Origin of the sequence: Herbivorax alkaliphila (genome assembly GCF_030848475.1) — a bacterium.
In the GTDB taxonomy this organism is placed as follows: Bacteria; Bacillota; Clostridia; order Acetivibrionales; family Acetivibrionaceae; genus Herbivorax.
Genome location: NZ_JAVDDS010000057.1, coordinates 1 through 20792 on the forward strand (window position 1 = coordinate 1; position 20792 = coordinate 20792).

A 20792-nucleotide genomic window follows, 5' to 3' on the forward strand; every position below is an offset into this window, starting at 1 on the left:
TCTATATGGTATTTATTTTATTATAAATTCTTCGCTTCAAACTCGGGGTTTATTCACTATTAGCTTATTCTTAAAAATATTTATAAGGTTATAGAACTGGAACTTTTTCAAAAGAAGAATTATTAATTTTAATCTTGTAATTATATTTAATTGACATTCTCTTTTTCATAGTATTTATAAAGATTTTTGCTATTTCTGGATCAAATTGAGAACCTGAACATCTCTTAAGTTCTAAAAAAGCATCCTCTACAGACATACTTTTTCTATATGGTCGTTCAGAAACCATTGCATCAAAAGAGTCAGCTATACATAATATTCTTGCACCAATACTTATTTCTTCACCTTTAAGACCGTCAGGATATCCTTTTCCGTCATATCTTTCATGATGGTGTTTTACATAATAAATCAAGTTATCCATCTCGGACAATGGTTCTAATATACTTGCACTGTGTATTGGATGTTTACGAATCATATCAAATTCTTCATCTGTCAAGCGACCTATTTTATTAAGAACACTTCTAGGAAGTTCTATTTTCCCTATATCATGCAAAAGCCCTGCATAAAGAAGAGTTTGAATCTCTTCTAACTCAAAACCCATAGCTTCTCCAATAATGGTAGCGTAAGAAGATACTCTTTCACAATGACCAACAGTGTATTTATCCTTTGCAGTTATTGTACTTAAAAGACCTCTAAAAACACCTATCATTTGCTCATCTGATTGCATAGTTTTATTTATTTGAAGCATTATGTCCTGATAATAGTTGACCTTGTCCTCTCCAAGATTTTTTGCTTGATAAAGAGCCATATCAGAATGTGAAATAAGTTCCTCCTTACTTGCTGAAATATCAGGATATTGAGATAAACCTATTGATATTGTTATCTTATTTGCCAAATCATCCTTGTAATAATTTTTTTTAACTTTTTCATACTTTTCATGAATTCTTTTAGCCTCCAGTTCCAGTAAGCTCAAATTTCTTCCCTTAACAAGCACAGCAAATTCATCCGAGCCAAACCTAAATACCTTGTCTTTTTTATTAACAACACTTCTTAATATTGCTGCTGTTATTTTCAATATACTATCTCCATAGTCATGACTATATAAATCATTATACATTCTAAAATTATCAATATCTATTAAAATCAAACCAATAGAGTCCTTAGTTTTTGAGGCTTTATTTATTTCCTTGTTCAAATCAACATGAAAATACCTCTGATTATAAACACCTGTTAATTCATCAGTAATAGCAAGCCTTTGCATTTCTCTTTTTTGATTCTCCTGTCTTTGTGACAGTATTCCAACTACTATGACCCATGCCATGGTTAACAACGTAAAAAACAAACCAACTAAATAAGAGTAATGATTGGTATTTATATATCCAGCAACACATCCAAATATAGGAAATATGTTTAGCACTAAAGAAAAAATCATCCCAAAAATTCCATAACGAAATGCAATGTATACAGAGATAAAACCTTGTATTTGTCCCACATAAGCCTTGGCCTCTACATTAGTTATAGCTGAACCTTGTAAAAACCATACGACAAAACTAGATACCAAAATTACAAAAAGCTCAATTCTCTTCCATTTAGTATCTACGTATCCATTTTTAAAATTCACAAGCATTTTTTTAACAGATAAAATATATTTCATTATATCGAACCTTTCTTCATTTAGAAGTATAATGAATATAAGACTATATTGTAGTTTGAGACTTTAAAATTATGAAGTGCCGTATAATAAGTCTGATGACCAATAATTTTTTGTTAGCATAATTGTTAACATAATTAAGAAATTATCTTAGAGAATGCAAATAATAAAGATTCACTTGAAGTAATCATAAAGACATTGAAATCAAAAAACAAGTAAGATATTAACGATATATATCATTATTTTATACTATATTGCGTTAAATGTCAAATAATAAAAGATGGTTTGAACCTATATTGTCTATTATATGCAAAAATTAACATCTATAGCTTGTTCCTAAAAAAGAAGATATATCAAACACATTTTTACCTTTTATAAAAACCATCTTCTAATTTAAGTCTTTGGGACAACATTGTGTTACGTTTCTGAATTTTATTGTTTGAAATAGCCATATAAACTGCCTTTTTTGAACCTACCAGTACAAAAATCTTTTTCGCTCTTGTGACACATGTGTATAAAAGATTTCTTTGAAGCATCATGTAATGCTGCATAGTAAATGGTGCAACAACTATTTTGTATTCACTTCCCTGACTTTTATGAACTGTTGTAGCATAAGCTAAAACCACCTGATCAAGTTCTGTAGAATCATACTCTACATCATTTCCATCAAAGCTAATAATTAGCGTCTTGTCTTCCATATCTATATTGGCAATGGTTCCTATATCTCCATTAAAAACATTTTTGTCATAATTGTTTTTAATCTGCATAACTTTGTCATTTAAACGATAGACAGTTCCACCATATTTTATTGTGACATTTGAAGGGTTTAATGCTTCCTGTAGGATAATGTTTAGATTATGGGCTCCTGTTACTCCTCTTTGCATAGGCGACAACACTTGAATGTCGTTTATAGCATTTACTTTGTAATAAGAAGGAAGTCTTTTCGTGCATAATTTTTTAATTGCTTCAGCTATTTTTTCTGGATTTTCCTCCTCCATAAAGAAAAAGTCACTTTTTTTGCCACACTTAAGCTTTGGCATATTACCTTTATTTATTAAATGTGCATTAGTTATAATTGAACTTCCTAAAGCCTGTCTAAAAATCCTAGTAAGCCTTATAAATGCAACCTGGTCTGAATCAATAATATCTTTTAAAACATTACCGGCTCCCACAGATGGCAGTTGATCCACATCACCAACTAAAATAACAACAGTTTCATCCTTAACAGCTTTTAATAAGTTATACATTAAAATAATATCCACCATAGAAGTCTCATCAACTATCAAGACATCACACTCTAATTTGCTTTCAGCATTTTTCTGATATCCTTCCATTGGGCTGTATTCTAAAAGCCGATGAATTGTTTTTGCCTCCATGCCGGTTGTCTCTGACATTCTTTTAGCAGCTCGCCCTGTAGGTGCTGCCAGCAGCACCTGACTTCCTATTTTTTCAAATATTCTAATAATAGCAAGAGTTGTTGTGGTTTTACCAGTTCCAGGCCCGCCTGTTAAAACCATAAACTTTGACATGGCTGCCGTCTTAATTGCATCCACCTGTACCTTGTCGTAGACTATATTACATTCTGTTTGTATATCATCAATAATCTCTTCTATTTTTGATAACCCCAATAAACATTTAGTATTTGCTATTTCATTTATTCTCTTAGCTGTACCAACTTCACTGTAATAGAAAGGTGGAAGATAAATTGAATTGTTTTCATCAGGTATTACCAGTTTGTCTTCTATCATTTTATCTAAAGTGCCTTCAACTAAATCCTCTTCTAACTCCAGCATTTTTACTGTTTCTAACACTAATTGCTCTCTTGTCGCATAGCAGTGACCATCATTTGAAAGCTCATTTAGTACATAAATTATTCCCGATTTACAGCGTTCAAATGAATTTTTATCAAACCCCAGTTTTTGAGCAATTTTATCTGCAGTTTTAAAACCTATCCCCCAAATATCATCCGCTAAGCGATAGGGATTATCCCGAACTACACTTATACTTTCATTCCCATAAGTTTTATAAATTTTTACAGCATATCCTGTAGATACTCCATGACTTTGCAAAAAAAGCATAACATTTTTTATTTCTTTTTGCTGTTGCCAAGCTTTTTTTATCATTTCTACTCTCTTTTGTCCTATACCCTCAACATTAATAAGGTAATCTGTTTCTTCTTCAATAACTCGCAGGGTTTCTTCTTTAAAATGTCTCACAATCCTTCTTGCATACTTAGGCCCTATACCTTTTATAAGTCCACTTCCTAAGTATTTTTCTATTCCTGCGATAGTTGCAGGGACAACCTCTCTATAATCAAAAGCGTTAAACTGTCTTCCATACTTGCTGTCCATTTTCCATTCACCTTTAAGCTTTAAAGTTGAACCTACATTGACAGAAGCAAGGTTTCCCACTACCGTTACAAGGTCATAAAAACCTTTAGACTTTATCTTTATAACACAAAAGCCGTTTTCCTCATTTGCAAATGTAATTCTCTCAACAACTCCGCTTATATATTCCATAGGAAACCCACCTATTTTATAACATTAAAAGCCTTATTTAAAAACAAAATTTTAAGAACGTCTTTACTTTTTTATTCTATATTAGACTATCATTTTTAAGCCTGTCTTTCAACAACGCTATTTTGAAAACAAACCACCTTTCAATTCATTTACCTGTAGTTAGCAATCTGCATTTTAAAATCCACCTTATAGATTTTGACCCAAAAAATAATAAACTTACGAATTATAACACGGCATGTACTTGAAATCCAAAGCATAACGCTTAATTAATACATCTTGTGGATGTATGTCATCTATGTAAATGACCTGCATCCACACCTTCATTTTATCTTGACATTATATATGGTAGCATAGTACAATATTAACAATAAAATTTTACTATGTTTTTTTCACAAAAACCAAACTAGAATTTTTGACCTAAATTTCTCATATAATCTACAAGTAACTACTTTAACAACGAAAAGGTGGGAAGATTTCATGAAAAAACGTTTATTTTCAATTATACTTTTATTAGTTTTTTTGCTTTTATTTTGTCAAGCTGTCTATGCTGATGGAATGGCTTTTAAAGGATATGATAATAATTGGGATTTATTAAATGAAGAACATCAATTATGTTATATTAATTATGAAAACGGTAAGCAAAATATGATTCTTTCCATTGACGTAGGAGATGACTTAGATGGTGAAGAAGCAGTTTGGCTTTTTCCTGTTCCTTCAAATCCTAAAGAAGTAGATTTGAGCATTATTAAAGGATTTCCTATTTTTATGGGAATGGATATAAATTATTCTGCACGGTCAAAAATATCTGAAACTTTTTTTTACATAAGGTCTAGCCAGATTTATCCTGTTTTTAATCCTTTTATTTATTTTGGCACTCTTAGCAGGGACTCAGATAAGTCTGAGAGTATAATTAGTGAAAGCATCCGTGAAATGGGACTGGCAACAGATTTAGTCTCTTCTTCTACTATAGATCCGTTAATCCAGTATTTAAAGGATAAAGGATTTGATTTAGATGACCAGTATATTTCTATTCTTGATTCTTATATAGGGGAAGATTATTCTTTTGTTGTATCCTGGATTTATGATATTGAAGAATTTAAAAAGAATCAGGAATCTGCTGGTTCTTACAGCACTTCAAATACCTTAGCAGTTGAACTATCTTTTCCTGCTGAAAAATTGTATTTTCCACTAAAACCTACGTCAGCATATGGTGACATGGTAGTACCTGCTACAATTTATGTAACAGACTTTGTTTCTCCAAAAGTATTTAAAGAAATTAAATACTACACAGACGTCAATTACTATAGAGGTTCTTTAATAACTCCTGAATCTCTTAATAACGGAGAAAAATTAGACGTAAATTACACAAAAATTCAGATAGATGCCCCAGCAAATATGTTAAAAGAAGATTTATGGATAGATACTAAATGCCCTTCTAATGTAAAGGTGGCAATTTATATAAACGAGAACAGTCTATTTATTTATGGCATTATTCTCTTTTTAATTCTATCTCTTCTCTCCGGATTAATTACTCACATAGCTTATCTTAGAAAAAAATCCGTTTCTAAGTTCAATTTTTTATTACTTTCTTTGGGTAATATATTGGGTATAATAGGAGTATTTTTTGCTTCTAAATTTATTAACTCCAAACGATTAGAGGATAATGTAAAAAAGTCTATTTACAATAATAAATCAACAATTTTTAAAAGTTTTAAAGATATCTTATTTGTTCAACTAATAATTTCAATTATGGTGTTCGCATTTGTTTTTTCTGCTTATTCAGGTCATTCTTTTCATTATGATTTCGACTTCAAACCAGCCTTTTTATTCTGTTTAATGTTTTTTGTTATACAGATTTTTATACTTAGTCAGGAAAAATTTTATCCTGATAACATGATAAAAGAAGCAGCAGATTTATTTGTGTTTAATTTTTGCAGATGTATTTATTTAACTCTCATAAATATTATTCTTCCTTTACTGGCAATAGGTATATACATACTTTTAAATATTTTTGTTAAAGATACTTTTTGGTATAATGGCATTTTTTCAGCTGAAATGTTTTTATTAGTAGCATGTTTAAATATTTTTTCTCTTTCTACCCTTATCATTTTTGACAAAAATATATCTAAAAGCAAATTAGATTTAAAATGTTTATATATCCAGCACAAAAATGATACCAAGCATATTGTAATTTTGTTTTCTTTAACCTTTGTTCTACTGTCAATTATTTTTGAGCTTTTAATTAAACTATTTATTTAATTTAGAAATATTCCTTTAGGGGTTTTAAACTCAAATACTACTGAAATTAGATAAAAAAGCTTCACCTAAGTAATATCCAAAGCTTTTTTATTTTTTTTGCTAAACACTCTATAAAATTCTTGTTTAATGCATTTCTTTTTAAAAGCACCTCCATTTTTTCTTTACATTAATAAATGATGCTATAATAAAATAGATAGAAAAGTTTATATTTTATTTATATATTGTTTATTCTAGTTTTACAAGTATCATTTAAGATAGTACTATGGGAATGTTCCTTAATACTATCTTATAAGGAGAGATGAAAATGAATAAAAAAATTATTATGATTATAAGTTTTTGTTTAGGTGTCACAATATTTGCAGTTACAGTATTTGCAGATATTGTTTCTAAAACAGGCTATGATCAGCTAAAGGACTCAATTAAGCACACAGGTGCAACTCTCGGGGAGGATTTAGACAGCTTTACTATGGAGTCAGAGTTTTTGATTAAAAGCAATGGAAAAACATTTTATTCAATGAATGAAGCGAATAAATATGATTTTGTTAACGACAGAACTAGCAGAAACATTTCCGAAACATCTGTGAATGGTACAAATATATCCCGTTATGCATATGGAGATAGATACAAAAATATTAACTACCACAATATGATAGATGATTCATATAAAATACAGGAGTATACAGATAAGCTAGAGCATTTTACACTTTTTAACGATCCCTTTCAAGAAGAAAACTTTAAAGATATAGAGAGAATATTTGATGCTTTAGTTGGAAATCTAAGAAATCATGTGATAGTTGAAGAAAATACTGATGGAAGTAAGTATTTTTCTGGCTCTGTGGGAGATGCACAAATTCCGACACTTATAAATGCGGTATCATCATATTTTTTCAAACAATTTATAATTAATGATTATGAATACAGTAATTTATCACTACCTATAATTACAGAAGATGTTTTTATTCAAGAAATTAGTGGTAGAGCTACCACTAACAGTGATGGTATAGTTGAAAGTATTTTTTCTACATTTGTTATGTCAGGAAAAGATAGTGATGATAATATTCATGACATTACACTTGAAGTTATAGTTAAGATTGTGGATATTAATTCTACTATAGTAGAAGAACCAGACCTTACAGGTAAAAAAGTAACAGTGGTTTCTACAGACAGGTCGCAAAATCAATTAGATGAAAGGTATAAAGGAGAATGGAAATCTGAAGTTGTAATTGATGGAAATAACCATTTTGAGAAAATAGGTGAAAGATTTATTGAAATAACATCTGTTGAGGATAATTATATGTACGGAAAGTACTATTCAATTTACAATGAAGATTATATAGAACATAACAGGGAATTTGAATTTAAAGCAGAAATGACTTCTCCTAGGAATGGAACTTTTGAAGCTTTAGACAGCTCAGAAATTCAAGGTTATATTCGAGTTGAGAGAGGTCAAATTTACTTTAGTTTTAAAAATGCAAATGAGCCTGAGTCACTAAATTATGATAGGTATCAAAGAGTTTTTGATTATTAAAAAAATTTTTTTAAACTAAAAATCTATTGTTAGCAGTTTAAGGGGGGGATGTAAGTCCCCCACTTAAATAAAGTATTTTAGAGGAGGTTTAAATGGAGACTATACTTGAAATAAAAGATTTGACAAAAACATATAAAAACGGCAGAGGAATTTGGGATATCAACCTTGATATAAAAAAAGGGGATATTTTTGGTTTTTTAGGTCCAAATGGTGCAGGTAAAACTACTGCCATGAAGATTATGACAGGCCTAATGAAACCTGATATTGGAGATGTAAGGATTTTTGGATATAGTATAATTGACCAATTTGAAAAGGCAATGTCAAGGGTTGGCTGTATAATTGAAACAGCCGAATCTTATGGATATCTTAGTGCTTATGAAAATTTAAAGCTTCAGGCAAGATTTTATAAGAACGTAGATGACAAACGAATTGATGAAGTGCTTGAACTTACAGGTATATTAAAATTTAAAAATGAAAAGGTAAGAAATTTCTCCTTAGGAATGAAACAGAGAATAGGAATAGCATCTGCAATTCTATCTAGCCCTGAGCTGATTATAATGGATGAACCTCTAAACGGTCTTGATGTTGAAGGTATGCTTGAAATGAGAAAACTTATTAAACACATGGCAGAAACAGAAAAAACTTCTTTTTTTATTTCTAGCCATCTGATTCACGATGTAGAACTTACCTGCAATGTAATAGGAATTATATTTAATGGTAAAATGGTTAATGTTGATAATATTGAAAACATCCTAGCGAATTATTCTTCGCTGGAAAACTATTTTGTAAGTGAGGTAGGCAAAAATGGAAGCGTTTAAAGCAGCATTTATAAATGAAATTGATAAAATGTATAGAAAAAAGAAAGCTATTGTTGTAGTAGCTATTTCAATTATTTCTATTATAATGGGGCAGCTTTTAGTATTAGGAGTAAGAAAAGGATTTGGTATTAGAACTGTAAGTGGCACAGATTTTCCAATATTGGTGTTGTCAGTTTTTGTAGACACAATACTGCCGCTTTTTACAACTCTTATAGTGATAGATATTTTTTCAGGTGAATTTAATCAAAATACTATGAAAATAGCATTGTTAAGACCCGTTACAAGGCTAAAAATTTTTGCTGCAAAAATTTGTACAACAGGTTTTTTTGTTCTTGCAAATCTTTTAGCAGTAATGATTTTATCCACACTTTCTGGAATTTTGTTTAATTCTGCCTCTATAACAGTTACTGGAATTTATAGAGTTTTCATATCCTATCTAGTAACATTTTTACCTATAATGGTATTTGCCCTAATTATCGTTTTTTTATCTAATGTTTTAAGAGGTAGCACAGCAGTATTCTTTGTTACTATAATAGTGTATATTGCTTTTAAAGGATCTGCCTTTGTTTTTCCAAAATACTCTAGTATGTTTGTTACATCTATGTTTAATTGGTATGAATTATGGATTGCAGATACATTGCCCTTGTTAAAGATAGGAAGAGAGTTTTTAATTATGCTTGGATGTGCTATAATGTTTTTTACAGCAGGTTATTACTTATTTGATAAAAAAGACTTATAAAAAAGGTGAAAGATATGAATTTTAAAAAAAGGCTGGCTTTTTCAAATGCTGCAATTATTGTTATTCCTGTAGTGGTGACATTTGTAGCATCTTTTCTTTTAATCTTTATTTTAGACAGGTTTATTAATGTAGATATAAGCTATGAAAGGTTTAAAAGATTTTCACAAGTACAGTATGAGCTTTTTAAAACTGATGGTAGCATACTCTCTAACGCACCTGACAAATTGTTAGAAAAAGAGTTTCAAGAATACTTAGCTGCTCGATTAGAGAATATTGATGCCGATATTATAGTACTTAAAAATCATAGGAGAGTTTTTGAGACAAAACAGATGAGTTTGATAGATATAGAAAAGATTCTTGAAAAATCAGCCAGTATTCCATTATCAAATATGGTCAACATAGACGGTAACAGGTATATTGTAAGAGTTATTAATATAAACTTTACAGATGTAGAAAAGGGAAATATAATTTTGCTAGCATATGCAGGAAGTGATTGGTTTACTGTTGATAAATTTTTACTGATGGTTGTAATAATTTTTATTATATCCTTTTTATTAACCAATGTAGTTTTGATTTTGGGTTTTTCTAGAAGCATTCTAAAGCCTTTAGGAAAACTTCAGGAGGCATCTGGTAAAATAAGCGGTGGCAATCTTGATTTTGAAGTTATTGAAGATGGAGATGATGAAATTAGAGATTTGTGTACCTCCTTTGAAAAAATGCGATTAAAGCTGGTGGAATCAAATTACAGGCAAAAAAAATATGATGACAGTAGAAAAATGCTTTTATCTAACATATCACATGACCTTAAAACTCCTATTACATCTATTAAGGGTTATGTTGAGGGGATTTTAGATGGAGTTGCTAACACTCCTGTAAAAGTTGAGAAGTACTTAAAAACAGTGTATTCAAAGTCAAATCATGTTGACAATATGATTGATGATCTTTTGCTATATTCAAAGCTTGATTTAAATCAGGTGCCTTTTAATTTTGAAAAGACAGATGTTGTAAGGTACTTTGAAGACTGTATCAATGAGATTGAAACAGAGCTTGAAAGAGTAAATATAGAAATAGAACTTCATAACCAATTGGTACATTCATTTTATGTTATGATTGATAGAGACAGATTAAGACGTGTTGTTATAAATATATTGGATAATTCAAAAAAATATATGGATAAGAACAGAGGAAAAATTGATATCTTTTTAAGAGAGACAAATTCAAGTATAATTATAGAGATAAGGGATAATGGAACTGGTATAGCTCCAAAAGATTTGCCCCATATATTTGACAGATTTTACAGAGCTGATTCTTCAAGAACAAGCTTAAAGGGAAGTGGATTAGGCCTTGCAATTTCAAAACAGATAATAGAGGGACACGGTGGAGAAATATGGGCTATAAGCCAAAAGAATGAATGTACCAGTGTAATGATATCTATTAGAAAACTAGAGAAGCTAATTTAGGGGGATTTAACTGTGGACACAAGAAAAATTTTAGTTGTAGAAGATGATCAAAGCATTGCAGAACTTATAAGAGACTATATGGAGATAAACGGATTTAGCGTGGAAATTTGCACAGATGGAGTTGAGGGTATTAAAAGCATAAATAAAGAAGACTATGATCTTCTCATCCTTGATATTATGCTTCCTAAAATAGATGGGTTTGAAATATTAAGAAAAATACGCGACAAAAAAGATATACCTGTCCTTATAGTTTCGGCAAAAAAAGAGGAAATGGACAAAATAAGAGGACTTGGATTAGGTGCAGATGATTATATAACCAAGCCCTTTAGTCCAAGTGAGTTGGTAGCACGAGTAAAGGCTCATATCAGTAAATACCAAAGGTTAAAAAATAAATTTTCCCTAAGTGATATGGAAACATTGACAATTAGAGCACTTGAAATACAAAAAGATTCCAGAAGAGTTTTTATAAATGGTAAAGAAATAAATATGGCTCAGAAGGAATTTGAACTTCTTTTATTTTTGGTCCAAAATCCAAACAGAGTATTTAGCAAGGATGAACTTTTTGATAAAATTTGGGGTCTTGATTCTTTAGGAGATGTAGCAACAATTACAGTCCATATAGGGAGAATACGAGAAAAAATCGAGGTAGATTTATCCAATCCTCAGTATATTGAAACGGTCTGGGGTGCAGGTTACAGGTTAAGAAGCTGATAACAGCTTCTTAACTTCAACTTATCTAATTAAGTAGAGTCCCTCCTTCTATATCTTAAGGTGTAGTAGAATCTCCAGTTGAATGAACCATATTTAGATAAAATCAAAAAAGTTCACTAACTTACAGCAGCTACTTTTTTTAAGCTTTTAGAATAATTATTAGTCTTAAAGGAAATTATATTTATTATTAAATTAATACACTTATTCAACTAAAAATTAGCATAAAGGCTTTGTGTTAAAGTCTAGTGCCCTTAAGCTTAAACTATAGATCTAACTCATTTAACATAGAGTCTTATAAGTATATAAAGGAGATTAAAATGCAAAAAATTCGTCTTGGAGTAATAGGAACAGGAATGGCTTGGGAGAGACTTCATTATCCAGCCATTTTAGAACTTGGAGATAAATATGAAATAGTATCACTTTGTAATAGAACACTAAAAGATGCACAAAACTTTGCACAAAAAATAAATCTTGACTTAGATAATGTTTATGACGACTATAATGAAATGCTTAAAAGAACAGATATTGATGCAGTTGATATCCTTGTTCCAATTGAATATAATTATGAAGTGTCCGAAAAGGTTGCTCGGGCTGGAAAAGACTTTATTTGCGAAAAGCCAATGGCCTCTAATATGGATGATGCAAAAAAATTCTTAGAATTATCAAAAAAATATAATGTAAAAATAATGATTGCTGAAAACTTCAGGTACAATGAAGAAAACAATAAAATCAGAGATATAGTAAACAGTAAAAAAATAGGAGATGTTATATACTTTATAAGAAATAACGTAAGCTGCTTTCCCTGTGAAATAACAAAAAATACTTTTGCAGCTACTGAATGGAGACAACATCCTAAATTTAAAGGTGGTGCTTTTTTAGATGCAGCTCTTCACGATATTGCAGGAATACGGCATATTTTTGGTGCTGTAGAATCTGTTCATGGGCTCGGAAAGCCTCAGCAGCAAGAATATAGTCCTTATCATTCGATAAACTCCAATATACTTTTTAAAAATGGGATTATAGGACAATATACTTACTTCCCATCTGGAATTGAAAGTCAAAAACCTCCAATAGGCTTTAGAATTTATGGAACAAAAGGTGAAATCTATTTAGAAGACAAAGAATGTGGCATAATAAATGTGTCTTATCCTGATGGAACTTCTGAAAAAATAAACTATACTCCTAAAAGAGGATTTTATAACGAACTTTTGAATTTTTATAATGCATTAAACGGTAGTGAAGAAATTTCTGTTACACCTGAAATAGAATATGGTGACGTTAAAATGGTTTTTGATATCTTAGAATCTATCTCTAAAAAGGATGTAGTTTACGTTGACGGTTCTGCTCCTATTAAACATATGGATTTAGAGAACACCCATGAACCTTCCTTGCCTTACATTCAGTGAACATGTTTTGCTAAAATTAAATATCTAAGCTTTAAGGTGGAGTATACTCCACCTTAAAATTATAAAAGAATTCTCATAGTGCATTTAATAATTAGCATTTATACTAATTATTAAATTATATTATTTAAAATTGCTACTATCTACATGTACTACCTTTTGGAAACCAACTGGTAGTCTTATTGGCGATTTTAACAAGAGTCAGCATAACTGGAACCTCAACTAACACACCTACAATAGTTGCTAAAGCAACTGGTGATGTAGGTCCAAAAAGTGCAATGGCAACAGCTACCGCCAGTTCAAAAAAATTAGACGCTCCAATCATCCCTGCTGGCGCTGCAACATTGTGAGGAAGTTTTAACATTTTACATGCAGTATAGGCTATAAAGAAGATAAAAAATGTCTGAATAGTCAGTGGAACTGCTATTAGAAATATATGAAGTGGATTATCCAGTATAACATCTCCCTGGAAGGAAAATATTATTATCAGCGTAAGCAACAACCCCATAATGGTAACATTATTAAACTTGGGAATAAATGATTTATTAAAGTACTCTTCTCCCTTATTTTTTATAACTGACATTCTTGTTAATATTCCACCTGCAAGAGGAATTACAACAAATAATACAACTGATAAAATAAGTGTGTCCCACGGAATAGAAAATCCGGTTACTCCAAGTAAAAAGGCTACTATTGGAGTAAAGGCAATCAATATAATCAAGTCATTGGTTGCAACCTGAACAACTGTATATGCAGCATTTCCTTTTGTTAAGTGACTCCATACAAATACCATAGCAGTACAGGGAGCTGCTCCTAATATAACTGCTCCTGCAAGATATTCTTTAGCAAGTTCTGGTGGTATTATTGCTTTAAAGACAAAATACAGGAAAAATGCTGATATACCATACATAGTAAATGGTTTTATCAACCAGTTTACTATCCAAGTTACAAATAATCCTTTCGGACTTTTTCCTACATTTTTTATACTTTGAAAATCAACCTTCATCATCATTGGATAAATCATAATCCAAATTAATATTGCTATTGGTATGGACACATTTGCACGTTCAAATCGACCTAAAAACTCCGGAATAGCAGGCAAAAATCTGCCAATAAGTATCCCTACTGCCATACAAAGTACCACCCACAATGTTAAATATTTTTCAAAAAAACTAATTCCCTGTATTTTTTCTTTACTCATATTCTTCTCTCCTTTCAAGCTACCTCTATTTGCACTTTCTTTCATCTTTGTTTTGTATCCATATCTTATAATTAGAAAGATCACTAACAAAAAAATCCATACTTCTAAGTTTATCATAAACCAATTTGTCTATAAATTGGTTTCCCTCTTCCTCTATCAGTGAATAGTATACCCACTGAGCTTTTTTCCTATGTTTTACAAGCCCGGCATTTTTTAAGTAAATAAGATGCCGCGAGGCTTTTGTCTGTGTTATTTCTAATGTTTCCACAATATCACAAACACACATTTCTCCTTCGTAAAGTAAGTTTATAATTCTCAATCGTGTTTCATCTGCCAATGCTTTTAGAACATCAACAACAGCTTCCAAAAAAAATCACCTCCGTATATTTGTTTAACCGAATATATGCATATTATATTATATATTTTATGAAAAGACAAGGCTTATTGTTACATTTTTTTATAAAAAAGTCGGCTTCGCCGATTTAAAGCTAGGGTAATCCTTTAAAGTACTGCCTTTCGGTAGACTTTTTTGATGCCAGAAAGCAATGCACTTTCTTAGGCATTTAAAAAACTCTGGAACACAATGTTCCAAAGTTTTTAAATATCTATATTTATTCAACATATAAATGTTTTCATATTATAATTAATGAAATTTCCACTCGCAAGTGTTACTATGTAGTTGTATTCTAAGCTAAGCCTCCCATATAAAATAAAGGGCAAGTGCTATCAAAACCACCCCAGCAATCTTTTCAATTACCGGTTGATATTTAGTGAATTTTTCCATGCTTTTCAATGCTCCAGAGAAAGTTCCTACAATAAGTAGTGGAATGCTTCTTCCTATACCAAAAGCAAACATAAGAAGTGCTCCTGTAAACTCACTTCCTCTTGCTGCTGAATACGCAAGTACAGTCCCTGTAAGAGGCATTGTACAAGGTGAAGCAGAAATGCCAAATGGAATTCCCAGAAGAAAAGCTCCTATTATACCGCTTCCCTTTTTTAGCTTAAATTTGTCAGTTATTCCTCCACTACCTTTAAACTCAAACACCTTTAAAAGCCATAATCCCATTATTATTAAAATTGCAACTATTGTATAATCTAATATTTTACTATCAACAAGCATTCTACCGGCTAAGCCTGCAAATGTGCCTAGAACTGTAAGCATTAAAGCAATGCCTAAAATAAATGCTAATGATACAGCAAATGCTCTTTTTTTTGAATTATCCCTGCCCCCTGTTACATAAGCTGAAACAAAAAGTACAGTTGGAAGGGTACATGGACTTAATCCTGCAAAAAATCCTGCTGCAAAAATAACAAATGCTGCAAAAATTAAATTGGCATCAGTAATTAAACTGAGATCTATATCAAACATCAAAGCACCTCATCCATTAAACTTCTTATTTCATCACTGTCAAAAGGTCCTGCCACCAATTTTTGAGGATTTCCATCTCTGTCTCTAATAACAAGCGAAGCCATCTGATCGATTCCATTTTCTTCAGCAATAGAGTCAATAACCTGTCCTTGTTCATAAGTTACTCCATCTAAGTCAATAAACAGGGTTTCAAACTTTCCTTCATAATCTCTCATAATAGCTTTCACTTCTTCATTGTAAGCATCAAAAAACTGCTTTGTCCCAGGACAACATTCGCCCTCATATGAGAATACAATAATTGATGGCTTATCACTGTTTTTAATTCTTTCATACCTGTCCTTTAAACTATCATTACTTGATGTAATATCATTGTCTTCCGAAGTTGTGACTTGGTTAGCCTCAGATACACCTTCACCGCTATCTTCCTGAGTTATTCCTTTAGCAAAAAACACTGCTGCAACTAAGATAAAAACACCTAATAAAATTGCTAGGTTTTTTTTACTCATCAAAAACCCCCCATCTTTGATTTCTTACATTTCATTTTCTATAATCTTTTTCAATTCATCTTTTCCTGGAACTTTGCCAGCGACTTTGACAGCTCCATTTATAACAAGTCCTGGAGTCATCAATATATCATACTCCATTATCTTGTTTATTTCTGTAACTTTTTCAACATTAGCACTTATACCCATGTCACTTACTACTTCTCGAACAATTTTCTCAAGGTTTTTACACTTAGCACAACCAGTTCCCAAAACTTTAATATCCATATTTTTCACCTCCTATTAAACTAATAAACCATATAACATACCTGATAAAGTTGCAAAAATAACAACCAGCAATATAAAAACTAATGTCTTTTTCGTTCCCATAACACTCCTTATTACAAGCATATTAGGAAGGCTTAATGCAGGTCCTGCCAATAAAAGCGCAAGTGCCGGTCCATCACCCATTCCTGACCCTACAAGCCCCTGTATAATGGGTATTTCTGTTAGTGTTGCAAAATACATAAACGCACCAATAACTGATGCTATCAAATTAGCCCAAAGTGAATTGCCCCCCACCACAGAAGAAACATATTCTGCCGGAATAATACCAGCATCAGTTCCTGGTCTTCCCATTAAAAAACCCGCTACCATAACTCCTGCAAACAGCAGTGGCAAAATTTGCTTTGCAAAGTCCCATGAAGACTCAACCCATGTTATTCTCTCATCACGATTAAACCATTTTACAATAACAAATGCCAAAATTATAAGAAAAAACCCTGTAAGATACCATTTGATATTAAATACAGAGTGGAAAAAACCCACACTTTCTTCTGGTCTTCCCCATGTGGCAAATATCAATATAAATATCAAAGAAGCAAAGTATATCATGTTTTGCAATAAGCTTCGTCCCTTTTCCTCACCTTGAAACTGATTCATTGCATCTTTTGTTCTCTTTTCATCTTCTTTTTTATATAGAATTGACATTATAATACCAATTACTATAGCAAAGACAATTGCCCCAATAGCCCTAGCCAAACCCAGTTCCCATCCTAAAACTCTAGCTGTAAGAATAATAGCCAGTACATTTACAGCAGGCCCTGCATAAAGAAAAGCAACGGCAGGACCAATTCCCGCTCCTTTTTTATATATTCCTGCAAAAAGAGGTAGCACTGTACAAGAACATACAGCAAGTATAGTTCCCGATACAGAAGCTACTGCATAAGATATCCACTTCTTTGCTCCGCCTCCAAAATATTTTATAACTGCTCCTTGAGAAATAAAGTTAGCAATTGCACCTGCAATAAAAAATGCAGGAATCAAACAAAAAAGCACATGCTCTCTTGCATATTCTTGAAGCATATGAAAGGATTCAAGAATTGCTGAGCTGACCCTTGGATTTGAAAATGGAATATAAAAAGCTGCAAGAAATACCGAAACCATTAAAATTATTTTTTTCCATTCTTTCACCAATTTTTCCTCCCCAAAATTAAATACTTACTTTAATTGATTTTTGAGCTTCTTCTGACTGCATTAAAATTATTTTTTCAACAGTATCTATTATGTCAAATACTTCATAGTACTTGACACTGTATATTACTTTTAGTCCCTCTTTTCGACTTTGAATAAGTCCTGCATTTTTTAATGCTCTAAGGTGCTGTGATGTATTTGACTGTTCTGTCCCAAGGTCTTCTATTATTTTACATACACATAAAGGACCATCTTTTAAAAGTTTTAATATATTAATTCTTGTTGGGCTTGATAATGCTTTAAAAACTATTCCAACAAGCTGATTACCCATATTCTCCCACAAAATATCTCACTCCTTTTTTTAAGTTTATGTATATTAGTTATTAGTAATATACTAATTTAATTATATTATTATATTAACATATAGTCAATATAAATTTTTTATCTATGTATATAATATTTATGAAGAAAAATATATAGGAAATTAGCTATGTAAAATTTATGTTAAATCAATTGACTATATCAAAAATATATGATAATTCTATTTTAAGCAGTAAATAAAATATGATTGCTAAACTGAAATATATTTTAAAGGAGTTTTTAATATGATTAAGCCAAAAGTAGCTTTTATTTGTGTTCATAATTCATGTCGAAGTCAAATAGCTGAGGCACTTGGTAAACATTTTGCGTCTGATGTTTTTGAAAGTTATTCTGCTGGCACTGAGACAAAACCACAAATAAATCAAGACGCAGTAAGATTAATTAAAGATATTTATAACATTGACATGGAAAAAACACAGCATTCAAAAGTTTTAGATGATATTCCCCAAGTTGATATTGTTATAAAAATGGGCTGTAATGTTGTCTGCCCTGTTATATCAGCTAAGTATGTAGAAGATTGGGGTTTAGAGGATCCAACAGGAAAAAGCGATGAAGAATTTAAAAAGATTATTGAAACAATAGAAAGTAACATACTAAGCCTAAAAGAAAAAATCAAAACACAATCCTTGTACTAATTAATATCTTGTAAATATTAAGCCCTTTCATCTTTTCTTACTGGATGAAGGGCTTTTTTACTATATCTCAAAATTATACTACAACATTTCCATAAAACCTCTACTTTAATACAGGAAGTATGAGGAAATTTTATAAAAAACATTCTCACAATAGCTATATATTTGCAGTGGATTTTTCAAAATGTTTAGATTGGCTAAAGCCTTTAATAATAAGCCATACTAAAAGAAAGATATTAATTAAATATATTGAATAATTCATACTAATGCGATATTGGTTAAATAAATTCGCTAGCACTAATAAAACAATTCCAACGAAACTAAATATTAGAATGATTCTTGGTGTAATTTTTGAACGGTACAATAAAATATAAAGCACTAAAGAACTTAAAACGAAAATATATGGTAAAATGGCATCGATTACTATAAGAAAGTAAGCTAGTGTTGGTAAAAATAGTCCTGTAGAATAAGAAACTGCAAAAAAAAGATTCAATAGACTGTGTATGGTTAATATTAAAAGATATATAAAAGATGTTTTAAAGTAGCTATGTTTAAATGTTGAAAAAAATAAAATTCCAATTATAATATTAGCTATTACAGAACATACGACATTTAACAAAAGCAAGTCTTGATAATGAAAAACACTCTTTAATACAGCATTGTAAACTAAAAAATTATAAATCTGGATTCCATATATAAATAAAATCAAACATCCAATAATTATTGCTATTTTTCTTGAAAAACCAATTTTTTTTATATTATAATTCATTTTATTCCTCCTAAACTAATAATCCTTCTTCAGCCTCACTCTTAGGCTGCATAGGTTTAAATACTACTTTTGATTCAAGTTTTCTAGGTAATGTTATTTAAATAAAAAATTACTTTTCAACAGCTGGTATTATGTATTTATCAATAATTTTTTGATTATTATGTTCCTTAATATTTGTTTTAGAATTAATAGCTACCACCATATCTAGATCGGGTATAACAAATATGTTTTGTCCTCCAAAACCAGATGCTATATAGCAGGAATAAGAGCTGAATGTATTGGTCCACCACAGATATCCATAATCATGATAGACTCGATTTCCACCAGTGTATTTTTTAGTAGACTGTTCTATCCATTCAGATGATATAACTTGTTCTCCATTCCATTTTCCTTTATTTAAATACAATTGTCCAAATTTAGCCGAATCTCTTGTTCTTAAATTTAGTCCTGAACCACCCAAATTGTAGTCTTGATAATCTTTTTCCCATCTATATCTAGAAATATCTAACTTATCAAATAAATATTTTTCAGCAAAATCCATTGTACTCATTCCAGATACTTTTGTTATAATTGCTGACAAAAAGTGTGCAGTTGGATCGTTATAAAGAAGAATTCCACCAGGTGAATATGGTAACTCATCTTCAAAAAAAGGTTTAACCAAGTTTCTATTATATCTCCAATCTATGTATTTAGGAGTATCATGATTGTCAAAATCAATACCTGCCCTCATGGTTAGTAAATTCTCTATAGTAATTTCTTTAAATTTGGGATCTGTTTTTGAATTAACATACTCAGGAAAAAAATCAACAAGTTTTTGATCAACGCCATCTAAATAACCTTTGTCTATTGAAATTCCTATTAATGCAGATATAAAGCTTTTTGTAACAGATCTTAACTCATTTAAAGAATTCTTCCTTGTTCCGTAGTATTCTTCAAAAACAATGTTTCCATTTCTTAATATAATAGTACTGATTATTTCCGGGTAATCATTTGGAATTATTTCATTTAATTCTTTGAGTGTTGCTGAATTAATACCATTATTTTCAGGCGTGGACTCTGTTAAACTAGAATCATCTATCTCATTATAGCATCCAAAAAGAAAACCAAACATAAAAAGACAACATATTAGTAAAGCTGTTTTACGCAACATTATTAACCTCCTAAAAACTCAATTCAATATTCAAATCATCTAAATTCTATGATTTTTATATGAAATTAAAATATCGGTTTTTATAAAAAACATAGAACTACAGTTATATATTTTTTATACAATAATAGGAATTCATTTCCTCCATTATAATATAATATTACATCTTATGCAATATTATATTATAATGGAGGAAATGAATTCTATAGACAAGTAGGTATGTGGCTTATTGCCATATCTTCTGAAAACCCAT

Annotated in this window: 19 protein-coding genes; 8 read left to right on the forward strand and 11 right to left on the reverse strand. The window is 30.6% G+C overall.

Translation table 11 applies throughout. The annotated features are described in order from the left end of the window. Nucleotides 1-88: 88 nt before the first annotated feature. Nucleotides 89-1651, reverse strand: a complete 1563-nt coding sequence (locus RBH29_RS15250) for a bifunctional diguanylate cyclase/phosphohydrolase (RefSeq protein WP_306697806.1) — start codon at nt 1649-1651, stop codon at nt 89-91. A 362-nt stretch (nt 1652-2013) separates the two neighbouring features. Continuing rightward, nucleotides 2014-4167, reverse strand: a complete 2154-nt coding sequence (gene recD2, locus RBH29_RS15255; protein WP_306697808.1) for an SF1B family DNA helicase RecD2 — start codon at nt 4165-4167, stop codon at nt 2014-2016. Nucleotides 4168-4644: 477 nt separating this feature from the next. Here recD2 and RBH29_RS15260 point away from each other — a divergent pair, with 477 nt between their 5' ends. From RBH29_RS15260 to RBH29_RS15290, 7 genes are all read left to right on the forward strand, one after another. Next, a complete protein-coding gene (locus tag RBH29_RS15260) occupies nt 4645-6426 on the forward strand; it encodes a hypothetical protein (protein WP_306697809.1) in 1782 nt (593 codons plus the stop codon). Between the two features lie 304 nt (nt 6427-6730). Then, nucleotides 6731-7954, forward strand: a complete 1224-nt coding sequence (locus RBH29_RS15265) for a hypothetical protein (protein ID WP_306697811.1) — start codon at nt 6731-6733, stop codon at nt 7952-7954. 92 nt (nt 7955-8046) lie between these two features. After that, complete coding sequence (locus RBH29_RS15270) at nt 8047-8772, forward strand: ABC transporter ATP-binding protein (protein ID WP_306697812.1); 726 nt, start codon at nt 8047-8049, stop codon at nt 8770-8772. Then, nucleotides 8759-9511: an ABC transporter permease gene (locus RBH29_RS15275; protein WP_306697813.1), complete on the forward strand. Its 753-nt coding sequence runs from the start codon at nt 8759-8761 to the stop codon at nt 9509-9511. Before RBH29_RS15270 ends, RBH29_RS15275 begins: the two co-directional genes overlap by 14 nt. Before the next feature lie 14 nt (nt 9512-9525). Beyond that, a complete protein-coding gene (locus tag RBH29_RS15280; protein ID WP_306697814.1) occupies nt 9526-10971 on the forward strand; it encodes a sensor histidine kinase in 1446 nt (481 codons plus the stop codon). Between the two features lie 12 nt (nt 10972-10983). After that, nucleotides 10984-11682 (forward strand): response regulator transcription factor, encoded by a 699-nt coding sequence (locus tag RBH29_RS15285; protein WP_306697815.1) that lies wholly within the window; start codon nt 10984-10986, stop codon nt 11680-11682. Nucleotides 11683-11999: 317 nt separating this feature from the next. After that, nucleotides 12000-13088: a Gfo/Idh/MocA family protein gene (locus tag RBH29_RS15290; protein WP_306697816.1), complete on the forward strand. Its 1089-nt coding sequence runs from the start codon at nt 12000-12002 to the stop codon at nt 13086-13088. Between the two features lie 136 nt (nt 13089-13224). On the opposite strand, the gene arsB is transcribed toward RBH29_RS15290, so the two are convergent. The 7 genes from arsB to RBH29_RS15325 form a co-directional block, all read right to left on the reverse strand. Continuing rightward, entirely contained in the window at nt 13225-14286 is a 1062-nt protein-coding gene (gene arsB / locus RBH29_RS15295; protein WP_306697817.1) for an ACR3 family arsenite efflux transporter, read from the reverse strand. A gap of 25 nt (nt 14287-14311) precedes the next feature. Then, nucleotides 14312-14653, reverse strand: coding sequence for an ArsR/SmtB family transcription factor (locus RBH29_RS15300; RefSeq protein WP_306697818.1), 342 nt, complete (start codon nt 14651-14653; stop codon nt 14312-14314). 324 nt (nt 14654-14977) lie between these two features. Continuing rightward, nucleotides 14978-15655, reverse strand: coding sequence for a cytochrome c biogenesis CcdA family protein (locus tag RBH29_RS15305; protein WP_306697819.1), 678 nt, complete (start codon nt 15653-15655; stop codon nt 14978-14980). Continuing rightward, nucleotides 15655-16161, reverse strand: a complete 507-nt coding sequence (locus RBH29_RS15310) for a hypothetical protein (protein WP_306697821.1) — start codon at nt 16159-16161, stop codon at nt 15655-15657. The genes RBH29_RS15305 and RBH29_RS15310 overlap by 1 nt, the downstream gene beginning before the upstream one ends. 24 nt (nt 16162-16185) lie before the next feature. Beyond that, nucleotides 16186-16425, reverse strand: coding sequence for a thioredoxin family protein (locus RBH29_RS15315; protein WP_306697823.1), 240 nt, complete (start codon nt 16423-16425; stop codon nt 16186-16188). Nucleotides 16426-16440: 15 nt separating this feature from the next. Then, nucleotides 16441-17610 carry a permease gene (locus RBH29_RS15320; protein WP_306697824.1) on the reverse strand — a complete coding sequence of 390 codons (1170 nt, stop codon included), beginning with the start codon at nt 17608-17610 and terminating at the stop codon, nt 16441-16443. A gap of 19 nt (nt 17611-17629) precedes the next feature. Next, complete coding sequence (locus RBH29_RS15325) at nt 17630-17953, reverse strand: ArsR/SmtB family transcription factor (protein ID WP_306697825.1); 324 nt, start codon at nt 17951-17953, stop codon at nt 17630-17632. Between the two features lie 262 nt (nt 17954-18215). Here RBH29_RS15325 and RBH29_RS15330 point away from each other — a divergent pair, with 262 nt between their 5' ends. Continuing rightward, the gene (locus tag RBH29_RS15330; protein WP_306697827.1) at nt 18216-18626 is read left to right on the forward strand and encodes an arsenate reductase ArsC; all 411 of its coding nucleotides are present in this window, start codon (nt 18216-18218) and stop codon (nt 18624-18626) included. A 154-nt stretch (nt 18627-18780) separates the two neighbouring features. On the opposite strand, the gene RBH29_RS15335 is transcribed toward RBH29_RS15330, so the two are convergent. Further along, nucleotides 18781-19392, reverse strand: coding sequence for a hypothetical protein (locus RBH29_RS15335; RefSeq protein ID WP_306697829.1), 612 nt, complete (start codon nt 19390-19392; stop codon nt 18781-18783). A 109-nt stretch (nt 19393-19501) separates the two neighbouring features. Next, complete coding sequence (locus tag RBH29_RS15340) at nt 19502-20542, reverse strand: serine hydrolase domain-containing protein (RefSeq protein WP_306697830.1); 1041 nt, start codon at nt 20540-20542, stop codon at nt 19502-19504. Nucleotides 20543-20792: the final 250 nt, after the last annotated feature.

Coding starts and splice junctions, on each gene's coding strand:
- RBH29_RS15250 (WP_306697806.1), bottom strand. CDS start 1,651: ATGAAATATATTTTATCTGTTAAAAAAATGCTTGTGAATTTTAAAAAT.
- recD2 (WP_306697808.1), bottom strand. CDS start 4,167: ATGGAATATATAAGCGGAGTTGTTGAGAGAATTACATTTGCAAATGAG.
- RBH29_RS15260 (WP_306697809.1), top strand. CDS start 4,645: ATGAAAAAACGTTTATTTTCAATTATACTTTTATTAGTTTTTTTGCTT.
- RBH29_RS15265 (WP_306697811.1), top strand. CDS start 6,731: ATGAATAAAAAAATTATTATGATTATAAGTTTTTGTTTAGGTGTCACA.
- RBH29_RS15270 (WP_306697812.1), top strand. CDS start 8,047: ATGGAGACTATACTTGAAATAAAAGATTTGACAAAAACATATAAAAAC.
- RBH29_RS15275 (WP_306697813.1), top strand. CDS start 8,759: ATGGAAGCGTTTAAAGCAGCATTTATAAATGAAATTGATAAAATGTAT.
- RBH29_RS15280 (WP_306697814.1), top strand. CDS start 9,526: ATGAATTTTAAAAAAAGGCTGGCTTTTTCAAATGCTGCAATTATTGTT.
- RBH29_RS15290 (WP_306697816.1), top strand. CDS start 12,000: ATGCAAAAAATTCGTCTTGGAGTAATAGGAACAGGAATGGCTTGGGAG.
- arsB (WP_306697817.1), bottom strand. CDS start 14,286: ATGAGTAAAGAAAAAATACAGGGAATTAGTTTTTTTGAAAAATATTTA.
- RBH29_RS15305 (WP_306697819.1), bottom strand. CDS start 15,655: ATGTTTGATATAGATCTCAGTTTAATTACTGATGCCAATTTAATTTTT.
- RBH29_RS15310 (WP_306697821.1), bottom strand. CDS start 16,161: ATGAGTAAAAAAAACCTAGCAATTTTATTAGGTGTTTTTATCTTAGTT.
- RBH29_RS15315 (WP_306697823.1), bottom strand. CDS start 16,425: ATGGATATTAAAGTTTTGGGAACTGGTTGTGCTAAGTGTAAAAACCTT.
- RBH29_RS15330 (WP_306697827.1), top strand. CDS start 18,216: ATGATTAAGCCAAAAGTAGCTTTTATTTGTGTTCATAATTCATGTCGA.
- RBH29_RS15335 (WP_306697829.1), bottom strand. CDS start 19,392: ATGAATTATAATATAAAAAAAATTGGTTTTTCAAGAAAAATAGCAATA.
- RBH29_RS15340 (WP_306697830.1), bottom strand. CDS start 20,542: ATGTTGCGTAAAACAGCTTTACTAATATGTTGTCTTTTTATGTTTGGT.